At 55.6% G+C, this 16,822-nt stretch carries 16 protein-coding genes; 10 read left to right on the plus strand and 6 right to left on the minus strand.

The genetic code is table 11. From position 1 onward, the window contains the following. Window positions 1–4 precede the first annotated feature (4 nt). The 3 genes from AC2FFA_RS01555 to AC2FFA_RS01565 all read left to right on the plus strand — a co-directional run bounded on the left by AC2FFA_RS01555 (window position 5) and on the right by AC2FFA_RS01565 (window position 2,249). Complete coding sequence (locus AC2FFA_RS01555) at window positions 5–1,063, plus strand: L-idonate 5-dehydrogenase (protein WP_496849546.1); 1,059 nt, start codon at window positions 5–7, stop codon at window positions 1,061–1,063. Then, window positions 1,056–1,877 (plus strand): phytanoyl-CoA dioxygenase family protein, encoded by an 822-nt coding sequence (locus tag AC2FFA_RS01560; protein WP_496849548.1) that lies wholly within the window; start codon window positions 1,056–1,058, stop codon window positions 1,875–1,877. Before AC2FFA_RS01555 ends, AC2FFA_RS01560 begins: the two co-directional genes overlap by 8 nt. 105 nt (window positions 1,878–1,982) lie before the next feature. Then, window positions 1,983–2,249: a transposase gene (locus AC2FFA_RS01565; RefSeq protein ID WP_496849550.1), complete on the plus strand. Its 267-nt coding sequence runs from the start codon at window positions 1,983–1,985 to the stop codon at window positions 2,247–2,249. A 420-nt stretch (window positions 2,250–2,669) separates the two neighbouring features. Here AC2FFA_RS01565 and AC2FFA_RS01570 read toward each other — a convergent pair whose 3' ends face one another. Genes AC2FFA_RS01570 through AC2FFA_RS01590 form a run of 5 tightly spaced genes read right to left on the minus strand, consistent with a single transcriptional unit; the run spans window position 2,670 to window position 7,471 of the window. After that, on the minus strand, window positions 2,670–4,148 hold the full coding sequence (locus AC2FFA_RS01570; RefSeq protein ID WP_496849552.1) for an aldehyde dehydrogenase: 1,479 nt from the start codon (window positions 4,146–4,148) through the stop codon (window positions 2,670–2,672). 11 nt (window positions 4,149–4,159) lie between these two features. Continuing rightward, entirely contained in the window at window positions 4,160–5,194 is a 1,035-nt protein-coding gene (locus tag AC2FFA_RS01575; protein WP_496681942.1) for an LLM class flavin-dependent oxidoreductase, read from the minus strand. 3 nt (window positions 5,195–5,197) lie between these two features. Beyond that, window positions 5,198–6,115: a flavin reductase family protein gene (locus AC2FFA_RS01580; protein WP_496849553.1), complete on the minus strand. Its 918-nt coding sequence runs from the start codon at window positions 6,113–6,115 to the stop codon at window positions 5,198–5,200. Then, window positions 6,112–6,900, minus strand: a complete 789-nt coding sequence (locus AC2FFA_RS01585; RefSeq protein WP_496849554.1) for an alpha/beta fold hydrolase — start codon at window positions 6,898–6,900, stop codon at window positions 6,112–6,114. The genes AC2FFA_RS01580 and AC2FFA_RS01585 overlap by 4 nt, the downstream gene beginning before the upstream one ends. Next, complete coding sequence (locus tag AC2FFA_RS01590; protein ID WP_496849556.1) at window positions 6,872–7,471, minus strand: amino acid synthesis family protein; 600 nt, start codon at window positions 7,469–7,471, stop codon at window positions 6,872–6,874. The genes AC2FFA_RS01585 and AC2FFA_RS01590 overlap by 29 nt, the downstream gene beginning before the upstream one ends. A 127-nt stretch (window positions 7,472–7,598) precedes the next feature. Between AC2FFA_RS01590 and AC2FFA_RS01595 the strand changes: the two genes are divergently transcribed. Next, a complete protein-coding gene (locus AC2FFA_RS01595; protein ID WP_299896607.1) occupies window positions 7,599–8,420 on the plus strand; it encodes a LysR family transcriptional regulator in 822 nt (273 codons plus the stop codon). A 33-nt stretch (window positions 8,421–8,453) separates the two neighbouring features. Here the strand turns inward: AC2FFA_RS01595 and AC2FFA_RS01600 are convergent, their stop codons facing one another. Beyond that, on the minus strand, window positions 8,454–9,638 hold the full coding sequence (locus tag AC2FFA_RS01600) for a M24 family metallopeptidase (protein ID WP_117869141.1): 1,185 nt from the start codon (window positions 9,636–9,638) through the stop codon (window positions 8,454–8,456). A gap of 194 nt (window positions 9,639–9,832) precedes the next feature. Here AC2FFA_RS01600 and AC2FFA_RS01605 point away from each other — a divergent pair, with 194 nt between their 5' ends. The 6 genes from AC2FFA_RS01605 to AC2FFA_RS01630 all read left to right on the plus strand — a co-directional run bounded on the left by AC2FFA_RS01605 (window position 9,833) and on the right by AC2FFA_RS01630 (window position 16,680). Beyond that, window positions 9,833–10,978, plus strand: coding sequence for a M24 family metallopeptidase (locus tag AC2FFA_RS01605; RefSeq protein WP_117869140.1), 1,146 nt, complete (start codon window positions 9,833–9,835; stop codon window positions 10,976–10,978). Next, window positions 10,975–11,685, plus strand: coding sequence for a maleate cis-trans isomerase family protein (locus AC2FFA_RS01610; protein ID WP_299896612.1), 711 nt, complete (start codon window positions 10,975–10,977; stop codon window positions 11,683–11,685). The genes AC2FFA_RS01605 and AC2FFA_RS01610 overlap by 4 nt, the downstream gene beginning before the upstream one ends. Window positions 11,686–11,822: 137 nt before the next feature. Beyond that, window positions 11,823–12,923: an ABC transporter ATP-binding protein gene (locus AC2FFA_RS01615; RefSeq protein WP_117869138.1), complete on the plus strand. Its 1,101-nt coding sequence runs from the start codon at window positions 11,823–11,825 to the stop codon at window positions 12,921–12,923. Window positions 12,924–13,026: 103 nt separating this feature from the next. Beyond that, entirely contained in the window at window positions 13,027–14,118 is a 1,092-nt protein-coding gene (locus AC2FFA_RS01620; RefSeq protein WP_496849560.1) for an extracellular solute-binding protein, read from the plus strand. A 70-nt stretch (window positions 14,119–14,188) separates the two neighbouring features. Beyond that, a complete protein-coding gene (locus AC2FFA_RS01625; RefSeq protein ID WP_299896617.1) occupies window positions 14,189–15,463 on the plus strand; it encodes an ABC transporter permease in 1,275 nt (424 codons plus the stop codon). Between the two features lie 5 nt (window positions 15,464–15,468). Next, the gene (locus tag AC2FFA_RS01630) at window positions 15,469–16,680 is read left to right on the plus strand and encodes an ABC transporter permease (RefSeq protein WP_496849562.1); all 1,212 of its coding nucleotides are present in this window, start codon (window positions 15,469–15,471) and stop codon (window positions 16,678–16,680) included. Window positions 16,681–16,822 lie beyond the last annotated feature (142 nt).

Consider the following 16,822-nt stretch of genomic DNA (forward strand, 5'->3'; position numbering starts at 1 on the left):
ATCAATGTCGTCGGCCAATATCGCGGTTGTTGTCCATGCTGCGAAGGATCTTAGGTTGGAAACTCGAAACGTTCGCGACATAGGTTCAGATGAAGCTCTGATTGAAATGAAGGCCGGTGGAATTTGCGGTTCTGACCTGCACTATTTTAACCACGGAGGATTTGGTTCGATCAGGTTGCGTGAGCCTATGGCGCTTGGGCATGAAGTTGCAGGTGAAATTTTGGACATCGGAGCAGGTGCTGTTGGGCTAAACGTTGGTCAACTGGTCGCAATTTCTCCGTCCTGTCCCTGCCAAACTTGCTTCTATTGTCTGAAAGGTCAGCAAAACCACTGTCTTGATATGAAATTCTACGGCAGCGCAATGCCATATCCTCATATCCAAGGTGCCTTTCAGAGCAAACTTGTCGTCAAAGCCAACCAATGTGTTGCAGCAGATGGATTGACCCCGGCGCAGGCTGCTATGGCGGAACCTTTGGCTGTTTGTCTACACGCGGTTAATCAGGCGGGGAGCCTGGTCGGTAAGACGGTACTCGTCACAGGCTGCGGTCCGATCGGGTGTCTTACGATCATGGTTGCACGACGGTCAGGGGCTGCCAGAATTATAGCAACCGATATTTCTGATCAGACGTTGAACACGGCTCGCGATTGCGGTGCAGACGAGGTGATCAACACCAAGGACGAACCACAAAAATTGGAGCTTTTTGAGAGAGACAAGGGCCAAATTGACATACATTTGGAGTGTTCAGGTGCCCAACCCGCTCTGGCGTCTGGCGTTGCCTGTTTGCGCCCGGGCGGAACCTTAGTTCAGCTTGGTCTGGGGGGCGACATGACGGTGCCGATGCAGGTGTTGACTGCAAAAGAGATTGCACTTCGCGGATCTTTCCGTTTCCATTCCGAGTTTTCAGTCGCGGTCGAGATGATGCGAAGCGGACTAATTAACGTCGATCAGTTGGTGACGCATTCCTTTGATGTACGGGAGGCGATAGCCGCGTTCGAGATCGCATCTGACCGAAGCCGATCAATGAAGGTGCAGTTGATTTTCACGGATAATGAAAATGGATAGACAATCGCCTGACGTCGCGGAGGCCTATGAAAGAGATGGTTTCGTAGCACCGCTGGACATCCTAACAGACAACGAGACCCGGGCATTGCGCGATGATTTTGAGGAAGCGGAGCGCATTCTCAAAGACGACCCAGATAAACTGAAGCTGCTATATTCTTATCCGGACAGACTAATACCTTCATTCGACGCACTTCTTCGCCATCCTAAACTGATTGAAGTTGCTTCAACGGTATTGGGACCGGACCTTATGGTTTGGAGCGGAGCACTATTTGTCAAAGAAGTTCGATCTACAAAGATCGTTTCCTGGCATCAGGACCTGACCTATTGGGGATTGGATGACGCAGAGGAAGTTACCTGCTGGGTTGCGATCTCGGAAGCTTCCGAGCAAAGCGGGTGTATGAAGTTCGTTCCCGGCAGCCATAAAAGCCGTATCGTGCCACACGTGGACACCTTCAGCGAAAACAATCTGTTATCACGTGGGCAGGAAATCGCGGTTGATGTGAATGAACAAGATGCAGTCGCTGTGGAATTACGTGCGGGGCAGGCATCCATGCATCACGGGCATCTGTTTCACGCATCAGGACCAAATAACACAGACGTTAGACGCATTGGTGCGGCGTTGCGTTTCATAAAGCCCTCAATGAAGCAGAAAAACGGCGTGAAAACTCTGGTTGCGCTAGTCGCAGGGCGTGATGATTTTGGACATTTTTTAGTTGCGCCCTCTCCCCGGGGTTTTTTGAATGAGAGCGATTTCGTTTTGTGTCAAAGGGATGCAGACCGCAGGAAACAAATACTCTTCGCCGGGGCGCAATGACTCCCGTCGCAGGATCTGAATCATGTTTTTATCGAACCCAAAGCCAACCTGAATTGCGAAGGCCAGCAACTGAATTCCTTATTTGGATTGAGAACCCCAGTATTGATGAGACTCGCACCAATCGCCCATGACAGTGGGGCTTTGCGCGGGAAACGAGCCATTGGCGGCGGACGACGCTTGCTACGGTACGTGATGTTCCAGGCCGCGCTGGTTGCGGCTCATCACAACTCGGTTCTGAAAGCCTTCGCTGATCACCAACGCGCGGCCGGAAAATCGTACAAAATCATTATCACCGCTGAGGCCCGAAAACTCGTCACAAAAGCAAATGCTCTGTGCAAATCCCGTCAATACTGGGATTCTCAACCCATATAAGGAATACAGTTGCTAGCCGAGACTGGTTCGGATTTGTCTGACAGCACCGCTATTTCAGAGCAAAACAGGGAACTGCTGAGCGCTCGACTTGTCGAGCAACTACAGCCGTTTCAATCTGAGCTCGCCGTCCCCTCGTGCGTAACCTGGTCATCGCCGACTTCGATAGCGTCCATGAAGGGCCGGAAATAACCCCGTTTGTTTCTTTGGGCTGTCGCTCCGACTTTGCCGGGAATGCGAATGCCGTATTCGGAACCCATTACAAGATATTCGGTTCGAATGGACTAAAGATCGCCATCCGGGTGCTTCGAAACAGCCGGAAACCACAAGGCGTTGCATCATAATGAGCTGGGCTCAGAGAATTTGGTGCGATGGACAAGCGCAACACCTGCGCCTTCAAAAAGACAAGGAAATAAATTTTTGTCAGCGCATGACGAATGGGTTCGACATTGGCTGTTCTGACGTATTCAGCCAGACAGTTTTGGTCCTCGTGTAATCGTGAATGGCCTCGATTCCTGCCTCCCTGCCGTAACCGGATTGATTATAGCCGCCGAAAGGTGCAATCGGTGATACGGCGCGGTATGTGTTGATCCAGCAAATTCCCGATTTCAAACGGGATGAAACCCGGTGGGCACGGGCGACGTTTTCAGTGAAAACACCAGACCCAAGCCCAAACTGAGAGTCGTTGGCCAAAGCGATGGCTTCCTCTTCCGTTTCGAATGGCAGCAACGACATTACGGGGCCGAACATTTCGACCTTCAGCGTCTCAGTCTCTGCGCTCGTGCATTCCACCAGTGTTGGGTCCATGTAGTTGCCTGGCCGGTCCAGTGGTTTTCCTCCGAAACGGATGCGTGCACCTTGTTCTGTGGCTTTCGCCAAAGTCGCCTGAATTCTTTCCAACTGAGCTTCGGTGCAGAGCGGGCCAATATTGGTGGCCGTTTCCAATGGATCACCGATAACGACGCCCTTCATCTTCTCTTCGATCTTGTCAGCAAGCGCATCCAGCACTGGGCGGTGAATCAGCCCGCGCGAACCGGCCACGCAGCTTTGACCCGAGGCGCCGAAATTTCCCGCAATCAAGCCATTGGCGGCGCCATCCAGATTGGCATCATCAAAAACGATGATCGGGGATTTTCCGCCCAGCTCCAAGGTGGTCACCGCAAAGTTTTCAGCCGAGTTGCGCACTACATGGCGCGCTGTTTCAGGGCCGCCGGTGAATGCGATCCGGTCCACGTCCGGGTGCCGGGTAAGCGGGATGGCGCAATTTTCGGCATCCCCGGTAATGACGGAGACCACACCGGGCGGAAAACCAGCTTCATCGATCAGCCGTGCGAACTCCAACATCGGAGCGGGCGCAATTTCGGAGGCCTTCAGCACGACCGAACATCCTGCCGCTATCGCGGGTCCAAGTTTGGTTGCGGTCAGGAACATCTGTGCGTTCCAGGGTACGATAGCGACCACCACACCAATCGGTTCGCGTTTGGTGAAGACATGCATGTCCGGTTTGTCGATCGGAAGAACCGCCCCTTCGATCTTGTCCGCGAGCCCCGCATAATATCGATAATAGTCACCGACATAGGCTGTCTGGCTCGCCGTTTCGGCAAGCAGCTTACCGCTGTCAGTGGTCTCAAGCTGGCCCAGGTGTCTGGCGTTTTCCTCGATCAGTTCCGCAAGCCTGAACAACAGTTTGCCGCGCGCGGTTTGTGTCATGTCGCGCCACGTTGGATCATCAAGTGACCGACGCGCCGCAGAAACGGCGCGGTTCACGTCTTCCGGCGCGGCGCAGGCGAAACTGGACCAGTCCTTGCCCGTCGCAGGGTTTTGCGAGCTCATCACTTGCCCGTGTTCCCCTTCGGTCCACGAACCGTCGATATAAAGCTGGAAGTGTGGCTTCTGGTGCATCGTCTTGATCCTCACTGAAACTTGGACATCACATCGTCGATGAAGCGGGCGAGCGATGCGCGCTTGCGTTCGAAACTCATACCGCTGTCTATCCAGAACGAATACTCATCGTAGCCGAGGTCTTCATAGCGTTTCAGACGTTCCGTGACTTCATCTGCGGTTCCGATAGTCAGATCGCGCGCCAGGTTTTCCGGAGCCATCATCGTGTTGGCCGCCATCTCTTCGTCCGTCAGCTTCTGGATCAAGCCCTGCTGGACTGGCCGCTTGTTTTGAAACCAGGCCCCGAAGTAGTTGTAGAAGCAAGACAATTCCTGAGCGGCCCGATCCAGATCAGCATCGTCACTGCCAACATAGGTGTGGTGCAGAAGCATGATCTTGGGGCGCGGCCCGTCATAGTTTGCGCAGGCATCCTCAAAGCGGCCCATCAGCGTTTCAATCTCATGCATGCCTTGCCAGAGCGGTGTGACCTGAATATTAAAGCCGTTCTGCACACCGAATTCATGACTGTTCGGATCCCGCGCCGCGATCCAGATGGGCGGCCCGCCGGGTTGCACCGGCTTGGGGGCCGAGGTGGTAGCCGGGAATTTGAAGTACTCTCCTTCATGGGCACAGTCACCATCCCACAGCCGGGGCAAAAGCGGCGCGATTTCCCGCATGCGCTGGCCAGCGTCCCATGCATCCATCCCCGGCACCATCCGTTCATATTCATACGAATAGGCGCCGCGGGCGATGCCCAACTCGATACGGCCGCCCGTCATCAGGTCCGCCGCAGCCGTTTCGCCGGCCAGTTTGATCGGATGCCAGAACGGCGCAACCACTGTACCCGTGCCAAGCCGCACGTTCTTGGTGTGATGTGCGATATCTACAAGGGACATCAAAGGGTTCGGTGCGATCGTAAAGTCCATTCCGTGGTGCTCACCGGTCCAGACAGCACGCATTCCTGCCTCATCGGCCATTTTACACAGCGCGATGAACTCTTCATACAGCTTCTCATGGGGTTGATCGGGGCTCAGCCGCTCCATGTGTGCAAAAAGGGAAAACTCCATCCATCAGGTCCTTTCAGAAAAGCTGTGCACGTCGCCCTGCTGCGCGCTGCCCAGATAAAGTGAGAAGTCGCGGGTTCGGCTTTCCAGCGCAAAACGAGAAATCATGGTGGTGATTGGCGTCGTCGTGTAGGAAAGGGCCGCCAAATCTTCAATCGCGACGGCCTCAAGTTTGCCGTGTTTGGGAAGGTCCGGCGCATTGCCCAATATGTAGACATGATGCGCTGTGGCATCGTCATAGACCGAGTAGACGACGCCGAGATTTGCGTCGATGCCACGATCATTCAGATCCTGCCGGAGGCTGTCCCGCAACTGTCGCCGGTCGGACAATGTGACCTGCGGCGGCCTGAAACCGGCATCCGTTTTCTCAAGCAGCACGCGGCCTTCGTGTTCGATGATTGCGCCGCAGACGATCCGGCGCCCCGTCGGTTCAAGCGCGCCGCGTTCCAGACCAAGGCTAAAGTACCGCCCGTTCGCGTAGCCCAGCGCCGGGCGGTCGTCGTGGGAATAGGCTTCGACCTGACCGATCAAAACGCAATGGTCACCTGCCTCGATAACTCGATGGGTCTGGCAGGAAAATGTCGCGACTGCGCCGTTGATCAACGGGATCTCTCGCGCGTCGAGGCTATGGTCGGTTTTGGCGAACCGATCACCTTTGAAGCCAGCGAAGGTGTTGGACACATCTTCTTGCCCCTCGGCCAGAACACTCACCGTGAAATGGGTGCAGGCCGAGAATTCGCTGTATGAAGACAAGTTCTTGCCTGGGCAAACGATCAACAGTGGCGGGTCGAGAGAAACCGAAGTGAAGGAATTTGCCGTGAAGCCTACGGCCATGCCAGAGGCGTTGCGAGTGGTAACTACCGTCACGCCGGTCATGAATCTGCCAAATGCCCGCCGAAGGTCGCAGGGGTCGAGTTTGGTCATGATAGCACCTCGCTTTGAAAGCTGGAAACGGCGGCGTTGACCTGAATTGAATGTGTCATCGGCATCATATGGGCCGCTCCATCGATGATCAGCGTGCGTCCGTTCGGGGTGACTTCAGCCATTTTATGCGACATGTCGGGAGTGGAGTTCGGCTCCAGACTTCCGGTCAGGAAAAGTGCGGGGCAGCCAAGTTTCTCCAACGCGTTGCGCAAAGGACTTTGGCTTTGTGCAAAAACCGTATAGGTCAGCTTGTAAGCAGCCGGATCCATGGCCATCAGCCATTCGCGGCAGGCATCACGTTCAGGCGAACCGATGTCACCGAACCACCGGCGCAGCGTGCTGTTTGGATCAACCGGTGTTTCACCATCCAGTCCCGCAGCACGTTCCTGAACCGCCTGCGCTGCCTTTGCGCCGCGTTCAAAAACGGCATTCATTGCCACGACGCCGCAAATCCGATCTGGCGCCTTGGCGGCAAGGTCCAGCGCGATCATAGCACCCATCGAGTGGCCGACAACTAGGACCGGACCGTTCAGACTGCCCAGCACATTCCGTGCTGCTTCACTGTATTCCGACAGCTCCGTGTCGAAAAAACTCAACGGGCTTTCTCCGTGACCGGGCATGTCCGGCGCTGTCAGGCGAGCTTCAGAGGCCAACTCGTCTAACTGCGCGCCCCAGGCTTCGGCCCGCAGGCCAACCCCGTGGAGCAACAGGATTTCCGGACCTGTGCCAGTTTGGATTGCGGCCAGCCCGCCGATTTCAGACCGCGGCCGGGTTGTCCACGTCATGGCCCAAATCCTTGAGATCCTGATAACGGTCGCCGATGCGGTGATGCGGTCTGCCCGAGGTTGCCGCCCCCAGTACGACGACAATTTCGTCGTCGCGTGGTGCGTCTGGGATCGAGAATTGAATCGTCAGGTAGTGAGAACGCCGCCCGGCATCGTTTTTGTCCATCAATGGCACCATGATCGGCGCATTCGCAGGGCCACGCGTGTTTGTAAAAGCCAGATAGGACTTCGCGCTGACCGCCTGCCGGTAGTGGTTGCCGAACCGAAGGGTATGAATAATGCCCGAGGCGTGCTCGACCTCGCCATTCAGTCCGACGACGGCTGCCTTGCCATAGGCTTCGATTGCGTCACCACTGCCGGCCAACGCAATCATGCGGTCCGTCATCATCTTTCCGAGTATGGGGCCATATGCGTGTATTTCGGGTTTAAGGTCTTCGACATATCGACCAGCCCAGGGATTTGTAATCACTGCGGCCACGGCAAACATGCGCCACGGGATTTCCGCAGCGCGAAATCCCTCGACAAGAACTTCCTCATCGTAGGTTACAATCTTGCGTATTTCTGGCTTCATCACACCTCTCCTGTCGCGCTGGAGAAAGGTAGAAACGAGTGTGGTTTTTGACAAATGATTGAATTATGTGCTTTCGCATTAAAAAGATTAATGGCTAACTTGATCAATGGGAAAATCACTTCCACCCTTGACCTGGTTTCGTTCCTTCGAGGCAGCAGCCCGGACCCTGAGTTTTACCGCGGCTGCCGAGGAAATAGGTCTGACTCAATCGGCCGTCAGTCAGCAGGTAAAGTCCCTTGAGATGCGTCTGGGGACAGCACTTTTTGTAAGACATCCTCGCAGTCTGGCCCTGACGGATGCCGGGCGAAAACTGTTGCCCGAGGTCGGCAGTGCGCTTGAGGCACTTGCCGCTGCTGCTGGAAGGGCCGACGCAAGCGCACCAGGAGATGTCTTGACGGTCGCCACCTCTGTTAGTGTCGCGCAATGGGTCATCGCCCCAAATCTCGCGGACTTCACCACACGCAATCCAGAGATCAGTGTGCGGCTGCTCAGTGCAATCTGGCCTGACGATTTTCACGCGTCGCAAGCTGACGTTCAGGTCAGGTTTGGGTCAGAAAAACAAGTGGGCAGGGGGGCCGAGCGCCTGAGGCCTGACAGGCTTGTCGCTCTAAAGGCGCCGACGCTTGCAGGGGATCCGTTCGACCTTCCCCTGATAGAAGCAGTCGGCACGTCCAGTGGATGGAAGACGTGGTTCGACAAGCAGGACGTGCGACGGCAGCCTGCTGTTTTCGTCGACACGTTCGGCATGGCGCTTCATTTGGCGGTTCATGGCAGCGGGGTTGCCCTGATCAGCGAATTTTTGGCGAAACATGCGATGGCAACCGGTCTTGTCGAAAGCGCACATGACAGCACTGTCGAATGCAACGAAGGGTATTATCTTTCCGCCGACGCCAGCAATCCGGCGGCCGCATTGTTTCGTGACTGGTTGCTTGAACAGATACGGGTTTGATCCGGCGCGGGCCTTCAATCGTTCGTGCGCCTATCAGGGCTTGACGAATATTTTGCGTGGTCGTTTGCACAGACACTCTGCCGGTCCTTTTTCATCGATCAGGATGGTCTCGGTGATCGCAAGCCCCCAATCATCCATCCATAGCCCGGGCATAAAGTGAAATGTCATCCCGGCTTCGAGGATCGTATTGTCTTCGTCCCGCAACGAGATCGTGCGCTCGCCCCAGTCCGGAGGATAGCTGAGGCCTACAGGATAGCCACAGCGAGCACCGCGTTCTATCCCCGCACGTTCCAGCGGTGCGGCCAGCGCTTTGGCGATATCTTTTGCGCGATTGCCGGGCCGCGCAGCCTCCAGACCCGCCTCCAACCCTTCAACCAAAGCCGCCTCGGCCCTTCTAAGATGATCAGGCGGCCGTCCCAGAAACACCGACCGACAGAACGGAGCATGATATCGGCGATAGCAGCCGGACAACTCAAAAAAGGTGCATTCGCCCGATTTGAACACATCACCATTCCAGGTCAGATGTGGCGCGGCGGCGTCTGACCCTGACGGCAACAGTGGTACAATGGCCGCGTAATCCCCCCAGTCATCTTCGACGCCCGTTATCGCGTCATGGTAAATCTGCGCGACCAGTTCGTTCTTGCGCAGGCCGGGTTCAACGCGTTCAAGCACGCCGTCAGTCACAAACTCTGAAATTCGGGCCGCCTTGCGCATCAGGGCGATTTCTTCGCCGGATTTTACAACCCGTTGCCAGTTGACCAAAGCCGTTGCATCTATCAGCGTCGCCCCGGGCAGTTCAGTTGTCAGTGTAATATGGGCTTTGGCCGAGTAATAATAATTATCCAGCTCCACCCCAATTCGGCTCTGGCCGTGTCCGCAGTCAGCAATAAGCTTGGCCAGATCCTGCATTGGATGCCGTGTGGTCGACTGCACGAAGTGATCGGCGTATCCGAAAACCCGATCGTCCCCCATCCACACCGTACGCAGCGCACCGTTTGTATCCTGCCGACGCCCCCACCAGATTGGGTCCGCGTCAAGAAAAACCAGGGCACCCTGGTGAACGTAAAAAGACCATCCCTCATACCCGGTGAGCCACCCGATGTTCGATGGGTCTTCGACAAAAAGGCAGTCAATTCCCTTTGCGGCCATCGCCTTTCGGGTCTTGGCAAGACGGCGATCATATTCCGCCTGGCTGAAGGCTGGATCAGAGTGGGTCATTGGCGCCTCCGGTCAACAAAAGACTGTGGTTGACAGAACCCTACCGATCCGCTCACGTCAACGAATGAAAATTCCGGGGGGTGCATGAAAACCGATATCAATCCACACCGAACGGGCCGAAAGACTGGGCCATTCAGGCTGCGTCGATTCATCGGTTCAGCCTGCATGCGGCGCACCACCTCTGAGGCCGCCGGATGAGAGGGTTCGATCCAGAAGAATTTGCCGCGCGTACTGAACGCGCACAGGTGATGATGAGTGCCGCGGGCCTGTCGGCGCTGCTGCTGACCACGGAAACCGATGTGCGCTACTTTACCGGGTACCTGACCAGATTCTGGGAAAGCCCGACCCGCCCTTGGTTCCTGATCCTGCCTGCGGCTGGCAAACCGGTCGCAGTTATCCCCTCGATCGGCGCCTCATTGATGGGGCAAACCTGGATCGACGACATCCGAACGTGGAGCTCACCCGACCTTCAGGATGACGGCGTTTCGCTTTTGACGGATGCCCTGACGGAACTGACGCCCCCCAAAGGTCGTATCGGAATGCCGGATGGGCACGAGACGCACGCGCGTATGCCCCTGTCGGACATTGAACGCCTGCGAAACAGTCTCGGTTCGCGTTGCATCACCGGAGATCAGGGCATTTTGCGCCAGCTTCGCATGGTCAAATCCGATGCAGAAATCACCAAGATCGAAACTGCATGCGCCATAGCTGGTCGCGCGTTCGCGCGCGTTCCCGAGATTGCACGGGCCGGCGTGCCTTTGGATGAAGTATTTCGCGGTTTCCAGATACTCTGTCTGGAAGAGGGCGCCGACTGGGTGCCATATCTCGCAGGTGGGGCAGAGCAGGGCGGTTATTCTGATGTGATTTCGCCTGCGTCTTCGTCCCCCTTGAAGGATGGCGATGTACTGATGCTTGACACCGGCTTGGTCTGGGATGGCTATTTCAGCGATTTCGACCGCAACTGGTCTGTCGGCCCAGCAAATTCCGACGTGAAATCTGCTTACACCAGGCTGATAGAAGCGTCAGATGCTGCATTCGAAATCGCGCGGCCCGGCGCAACCGCCGCAGAGTTGTTTCATGCAATGAACACGGTGCTGACCAAGGATTCTGAAGGCACAGATGCCGGTCGGCTGGGGCATGGGTTGGGCATGTCATTGACTGAATGGCCGTCCCTCATCCCGACGGACCAGACCGTTCTTGAACCCGGTATGGTGCTGACCCTGGAGCCGGGTATTGCAGTTGGTGACAAGATCCTAGTTCACGAAGAAAACATTGTCCTAACAGACGATGCCCCGCGCTTTATCAGCCCGCGCATCGGGCCGGAGATTCTTGAGCTATGACTTACGTGCCTTACACGCTTGACGAAGACGACCCGCAAGCCGCGCCACTTGGATTGATCGTACTTCAGGTCGACGAGACGATTGAGCCGGAATTCAGCACGTATTTCACGGACCGGAAAAGTCCGTTGTATGTAACACGGATTCCCAGTGGCATTGAAGTGACAACGGAAAGCCTTGCCGAGATGGAAAAGGCGTTGCCGGCAGCGGCCGAATTATTGCCCAGCGCGCGACCTTTTCGGGTGGTAGGTTATGGCTGCACGTCGGCCAGTTCCGTCATTGGATCAGGGCGTGTGGAGGAACTCATCAAGCAGTCGTGCAAAACAGAGGAAGTTACAAACCCTTTGCGTGCGGCCACGGCCTGCGCTGCGGACCTTGGTGTTTCTAAGTTTGCGCTGCTGTCGCCTTACGTGGAAGAGGTCAACGCACCGCTGCGTAACGCGTTCTCGGAAAACGGCTTAACCATGGATGTTTTCGGGACATTCGGACAGGCCGAAGAGGCAAAGGTCGCTCGGATTTCGGTGCAGTCCGTGATTGAAGCCGCAACAAAACTGGGATCTGATCCGTCGGTTGAGGCCGTTTTCCTCAGCTGTACCAACCTGCGCACCCTTGAAGCAATCCCTGAGATTCGTGAACGGATCGGAAAGCCTGTTCTTTCGAGTAATCAAAGCCTTGCATGGCACATGCGAGACTTGAGCGGCTTTCAATGAGTGTTAAGGTTGAACTCAAAATGCAGAAAGTCCGCTAAATAGAGTTGCCAAATGCTGGCTGCATGGTCTTAACTGCTGCCTACAGATCAATGAAATCCGAAGCTCTCGGATAATCATTTGACGAAACAGGGGGTCTTGTGACCGGTACAACGAACGACGCCGCGTTTGTCGAATTCCAACGCGTTCAGAAGTCTTATGATGGCGAGAATCTCGTCGTTAAAGATCTAAATCTTGCGATGCCCAGGGGTGAGTTCCTTACAATGCTCGGGCCGTCGGGTTCCGGTAAGACAACATGTCTTATGATGCTCGCCGGGTTCGAAACCGCGACCCATGGCGAAATCCTCCTTGACGGGAAACCCATCAACAATATCCCGCCGCATAAGCGCGGAATTGGTATGGTTTTTCAGAACTATGCCCTGTTCCCACACATGACGGTGGCCGAAAACCTTTCGTTCCCTTTGGAGGTCCGCAAACTGGGCAAGTCTGAACGGGAGGAAAAGGTTCAACGTGCTCTGGACATGGTTCAGATGGGTGCGTTTGGCGGCCGACGTCCGGCTCAGTTGTCCGGCGGTCAACAACAGCGAATTGCCTTGGCGCGCGCTTTGGTTTTTGAACCCGAACTGGTGTTGATGGACGAACCTCTGGGCGCTTTGGACAAACAACTGCGTGAGCATATGCAGTTCGAAATCACACGTCTTGCGCATGAACTGGGAATCACCACGGTTTATGTTACCCACGACCAAACCGAAGCATTGACCATGTCGGATCGTGTTGCCGTATTTGACGATGGCCGCATTCAGCAGCTTGCGCCGCCTGATCAGCTCTATGAAGAACCGGAAAACAGCTTCGTTGCGCAGTTCATCGGGGAAAACAACACAATGGAAGGCGTCATTAAGACGATTGATGGCGATACATGCCTCGTCCAACTGGATGATGGCTCTGAAATTGACGCTGTTCCGATCAATGTTCGCGAACCCGGCGAACGGACAAAAGTATCGATCCGGCCCGAGCGGGTAGAATTCAACAAGGATCGCCTGCACGCCGATGCACATACGCTGAAGGCAACCGTCAAAGAATTCATTTACATGGGTGACGTGTTCCGTTTCCGCATGTCCGTTGCCGGAAATGATGAGTTCATCGTCAAGACCCGGAACGCGCCAGACGCGATCCGCCTGTCACCGGGGCAGGAGATCGAGATCGGCTGGCTGGCTCAGGATTGTCGTGCACTCGACGCATAGGCCAAGTCGCGCGGAACAAGCGCGACCTCACTGAGGGACCGGTTGGTGAAAACCCGTGCATCAGCCGACCACACACATAAACGGGAAGAACTGGGAGTAATTCATGAAGACAACCAAAACATTGTTAACAGCAGCGGCACTAGGGGCAATTGCTGGCGGTGCATTCGCAGAAGAAATGACGATCGTTTCTTGGGGCGGCGCCTATTCCAAATCACAGCTAAAGGCGTACCACGAGCCCTATTCGGAAAAGACAGGTGTCACCATTCTGAATGATGACAGCTCGGCCGAAGCAGTTGCGAAACTGCGCGCGATGAACGAAGCCGGCAACATCACCTGGGATGTGGTTGATGTTGTGGCTGCCGACGCAATTCGTCTTTGTGACGAAGGTCTTGCGCTTGAAATCGACTTTGACACTCAGCTTGCGCCGGCGCCGGATGGCACGTCTGCCTCCGAGGATTTCGGCGACCTTTTGGTCAGCGACTGCTTTATTCCGCAGATCGTGTATTCAACCACTTTTGGTTACCGCACCGATCTTGTCGGAGACACTCCGCCCAGCGATGTCTGCGCCGTATTTGACCTGGAAGCCTATCCAGGCAAGCGTTCGCTTGAAAAGCGTGCGATCAACAACATGGAATGGGCTCTGATCTGTGATGGCGTCGCCAAAGACGATGTCTATGACGTTCTGGCCACTCCGGAAGGTCAGGATCAGGCGCTGGCAAAGCTCGACACGATCAAAGACAGCGTTGTCTGGTGGTCCGCTGGTGCGGATACACCGCAACTTCTGGCTGATGGCGAGATCGTCATGGGTTCAACCTATAACGGTCGTCTGTTCAGCGTGATCGAAGAGCAGAAGCAGCCCGTTGCCATGCTGTGGGACGCGCAGATCTTTGACCTAGACGGTTGGATCATCCCTGCTGGTCTGAGCGAAGAGCGTCAGCAGCGCGCTCTGGACTATATCATGTTCGCAACTGACACCCAGCGTTTGGCGGATCAGGCCAAGTACATCTCGTACGGTCCGGCCCGGGCATCGTCAGCGCCGCTGGTGGGTCAGCACGCCGACCTGGGTATCGATATGGCGCCGCACATGCCGACCGATCCGGAAAACGCCAAGAACACGTTCCTGTACAACTACGAGTTCTGGGCGGATTACCGCGACGATATCGAAGCCAAGTTCCAAGCCTGGTTGGCGCAATAAGCGCGCGTTTTCATGAAAAAGTCGGGGGCGGCGCGCCGCCCTCAGACTCAAGCAGAGCCAAGGGGCACAGATGACTGACGCAAGCCAAAATGCAGGGCCGATGCTGGCAGCGGACGGAACGCCGCTCAAGCAATCGCTGGCACGTTCACTGCGGCGGCAGAAATTGCGGGCGTTGATGCTCGTCGCTCCGCTTCTGCTGTTCGTCATGTTTTCCTTCATCGTGCCGATTGCGTCGATGCTGTTTCGTTCGGTGGAAAACAGCATGGTGTCGGAAACCCTTCCACTTACTGTGGAAACTCTGAAGGGTTGGGATGCTCAAAGCGGGGAGCTTCCGGATGAAGCGGTTTACGATGCTTTCGTTCGCGATATGGTCGTGGCGGTCGAAAACAAAGAACACACTCGCCTTGGTTCGCGTCTGAACTACGAAGAAACAGGTATGTCTTCGCTGTTCCGCAAATCCGGGCGTCAGATCAAAAAACTGGATCCTGAAGCGGATGCGCCTTTCAAGGAGAAATTGATCGAGATCCATGAAGGCTGGGGAGATCCGCAAACCTGGCGCGTGATCAAGACCCATTCACCGGCGGTCACCAATGGCTACTTCCTGAATGCCGTCGATATGCGCAGAACCCCGGAAGGCGCTCAGGCCCAACCCGAAGACAAGCGGATCCTCATCAAGCTTTTCGGACGTACTCTGTTCATGTCGCTCGCGATAACGGGCGCTTGTATCCTGCTCGCATACCCTGTCAGTTACCTATTGGCGACACTTCCGATGCGGGTGTCGAACCTGTTGATGATACTGGTCCTTTTGCCCTTCTGGACGTCTCTTCTGGTGCGAACGTCCGCGTGGAAGGTCATGTTGCAACAACAGGGGGTTATTAACGATACCCTCGTTTGGCTGGGGCTGGTCGCTGATGACGCTCGGCTGATTATCATCAACAACCAGATCGGCACCATCATCGCGATGACGCATATCCTTTTGCCGTTCATGATCTTGCCGATGTATTCGGTGATGCAGACCATACCGCCGTCTTATACGCGCGCTGCCAAATCCATGGGAGCGACGAACTGGACGACATTCTGGCGTATCTACTTCCCGCAATCCGTGCCCGGGATCGGGGCCGGTTCGATCCTCGTGTTCATTCTGGCAATCGGTTACTACATCACGCCCGAGATCGTGGGCGGCACCAAGGGTGTCTTTATTTCGAACCGGATCGCCTATCACATCTCGTCCTCACTGAACTGGGGGCTGGCTGCGGCCTTGGGTACGATCCTTCTGGCGGTCGTGCTGCTGCTCTACTGGGTCTACGACAAGATCGTGGGCATCGATAACGTGAAGTTGGGATAATCAAGATGGCCGCACTGACACCGATATCCCGCAAACCCATGTCCATGGTTTTGCCCAGTGTCGCACTCGCAGGGGCTTTTGCCGGTATTTTTGTCGGAGCCGGAAATGGTTCGGTCCTCCTGGGTATCCTGGGTGGAGCTGTCCTGATCGCGGGGCTGGCTTGGGTCTACATAAATCTCGTGAAGAACGAAAACCTCGCACGTTGGGTCAACATCATCGGGTTCGGTGTCGTTGGTTTCATAGTGGCCGGGCTGATGGGCGGAGTATTGGGATTGCTCGGCGGCTGGTTTTTCGCTTGGTTTATCTTCTGGTTGTACGAGGGGCGGTATCGGCGCAAGCTGCTGCCATACCTCACGGCACAACAGGTTTTTTATCACTATCTGTTTCGCGTGATCTGTGGTGCGATCTTCGTGTTCCTGATCACACCGATCCTTGTGGTGTTGCCGCTGTCTTTCAACGCAGAGGATTTCTTTACATTCACCCCCGAGATGCTGCGGCTGGACCCGGAAGGCTATTCCCTTAAGCACTACCGAGATTTCTTCACCAACAACGAATGGCAGCGCAGCTTCAAGAATTCGCTCATCATTGCGCCGATCGCGACGGTTATTTCGGTAACGTTGGGAACACTGGCTGCCATTGGACTCAGCCAGTCTCACGTTCCCGGGCGCCGTGCGATTATGGGAATTCTGATATCTCCGATGATTGTCCCGCTGATCATCTCGGCGACGGGCATGTTCTTTTTCTACAGTGATATCGGGCGCTTCCTCGAAGGTACGTTGGGCATGAACAAGAATTTCGTGGGCTATCTGAAAGTTATTCTGGCCCACGCCGTTCTGGGTATTCCGTTTGTGATCATCACCGTGACCGCGACTCTGGTCGGTTTTGATCGGTCTCTGACCCGGGCGGCAGCCAATATGGGTGCTGGACCCGTGCGAACCTTCTTCAAGATTCAGATGCCGTTGATCCTGCCGGGCGTCATATCTGGCGGTCTCTTTGCCTTTATCACATCATTCGACGAAGTGGTTGTGGTGCTGTTTGTAGGCTCCGCCAGCCAAAAGACGTTGCCGTGGCAGATGTTCACCGGCCTGCGGGAACAGATCAGTCCAACCATTCTTGCGGTTGCGACAATCCTTGTGGTTCTGTCTATTGCTCTGCTGACTACGGTCGAACTGTTGCGGCGTCGGTCTGAACGTTTGCGGGGTCTTTCGCCCGCTTGACGCAGCAAACCGTCTGATCTAACGATTCACCTGTTCATCTCCGCTGCGATGGCGTCGCGGCGACTACGGAGGTGATCGGCTCTCGGACCCCGAGACCGCCTGTCCTGAACGCCGGGACAAGTGGCCGGGAATTGCATGCCCG

It is taken from the genome of Ruegeria sp. YTSB088 (assembly GCF_059609825.1).

What these genes read in the sequence shown, in the direction of transcription:
- AC2FFA_RS01555 (WP_496849546.1), top strand. Translation starts at nt 5, where the DNA reads ATGTCGTCGGCCAATATCGCGGTTGTTGTCCATGCTGCGAAGGATCTT.
- AC2FFA_RS01560 (WP_496849548.1), top strand. Translation starts at nt 1,056, where the DNA reads ATGGATAGACAATCGCCTGACGTCGCGGAGGCCTATGAAAGAGATGGT.
- AC2FFA_RS01565 (WP_496849550.1), top strand. Translation starts at nt 1,983, where the DNA reads ATGAGACTCGCACCAATCGCCCATGACAGTGGGGCTTTGCGCGGGAAA.
- AC2FFA_RS01570 (WP_496849552.1), bottom strand. Translation starts at nt 4,148, where the DNA reads ATGCACCAGAAGCCACACTTCCAGCTTTATATCGACGGTTCGTGGACC.
- AC2FFA_RS01575 (WP_496681942.1), bottom strand. Translation starts at nt 5,194, where the DNA reads ATGGAGTTTTCCCTTTTTGCACACATGGAGCGGCTGAGCCCCGATCAA.
- AC2FFA_RS01580 (WP_496849553.1), bottom strand. Translation starts at nt 6,115, where the DNA reads ATGACCAAACTCGACCCCTGCGACCTTCGGCGGGCATTTGGCAGATTC.
- AC2FFA_RS01585 (WP_496849554.1), bottom strand. Translation starts at nt 6,900, where the DNA reads ATGACGTGGACAACCCGGCCGCGGTCTGAAATCGGCGGGCTGGCCGCA.
- AC2FFA_RS01590 (WP_496849556.1), bottom strand. Translation starts at nt 7,471, where the DNA reads ATGAAGCCAGAAATACGCAAGATTGTAACCTACGATGAGGAAGTTCTT.
- AC2FFA_RS01600 (WP_117869141.1), bottom strand. Translation starts at nt 9,638, where the DNA reads ATGACCCACTCTGATCCAGCCTTCAGCCAGGCGGAATATGATCGCCGT.
- AC2FFA_RS01605 (WP_117869140.1), top strand. Translation starts at nt 9,833, where the DNA reads ATGAGAGGGTTCGATCCAGAAGAATTTGCCGCGCGTACTGAACGCGCA.
- AC2FFA_RS01610 (WP_299896612.1), top strand. Translation starts at nt 10,975, where the DNA reads ATGACTTACGTGCCTTACACGCTTGACGAAGACGACCCGCAAGCCGCG.
- AC2FFA_RS01620 (WP_496849560.1), top strand. Translation starts at nt 13,027, where the DNA reads ATGAAGACAACCAAAACATTGTTAACAGCAGCGGCACTAGGGGCAATT.
- AC2FFA_RS01625 (WP_299896617.1), top strand. Translation starts at nt 14,189, where the DNA reads ATGACTGACGCAAGCCAAAATGCAGGGCCGATGCTGGCAGCGGACGGA.
- AC2FFA_RS01630 (WP_496849562.1), top strand. Translation starts at nt 15,469, where the DNA reads ATGGCCGCACTGACACCGATATCCCGCAAACCCATGTCCATGGTTTTG.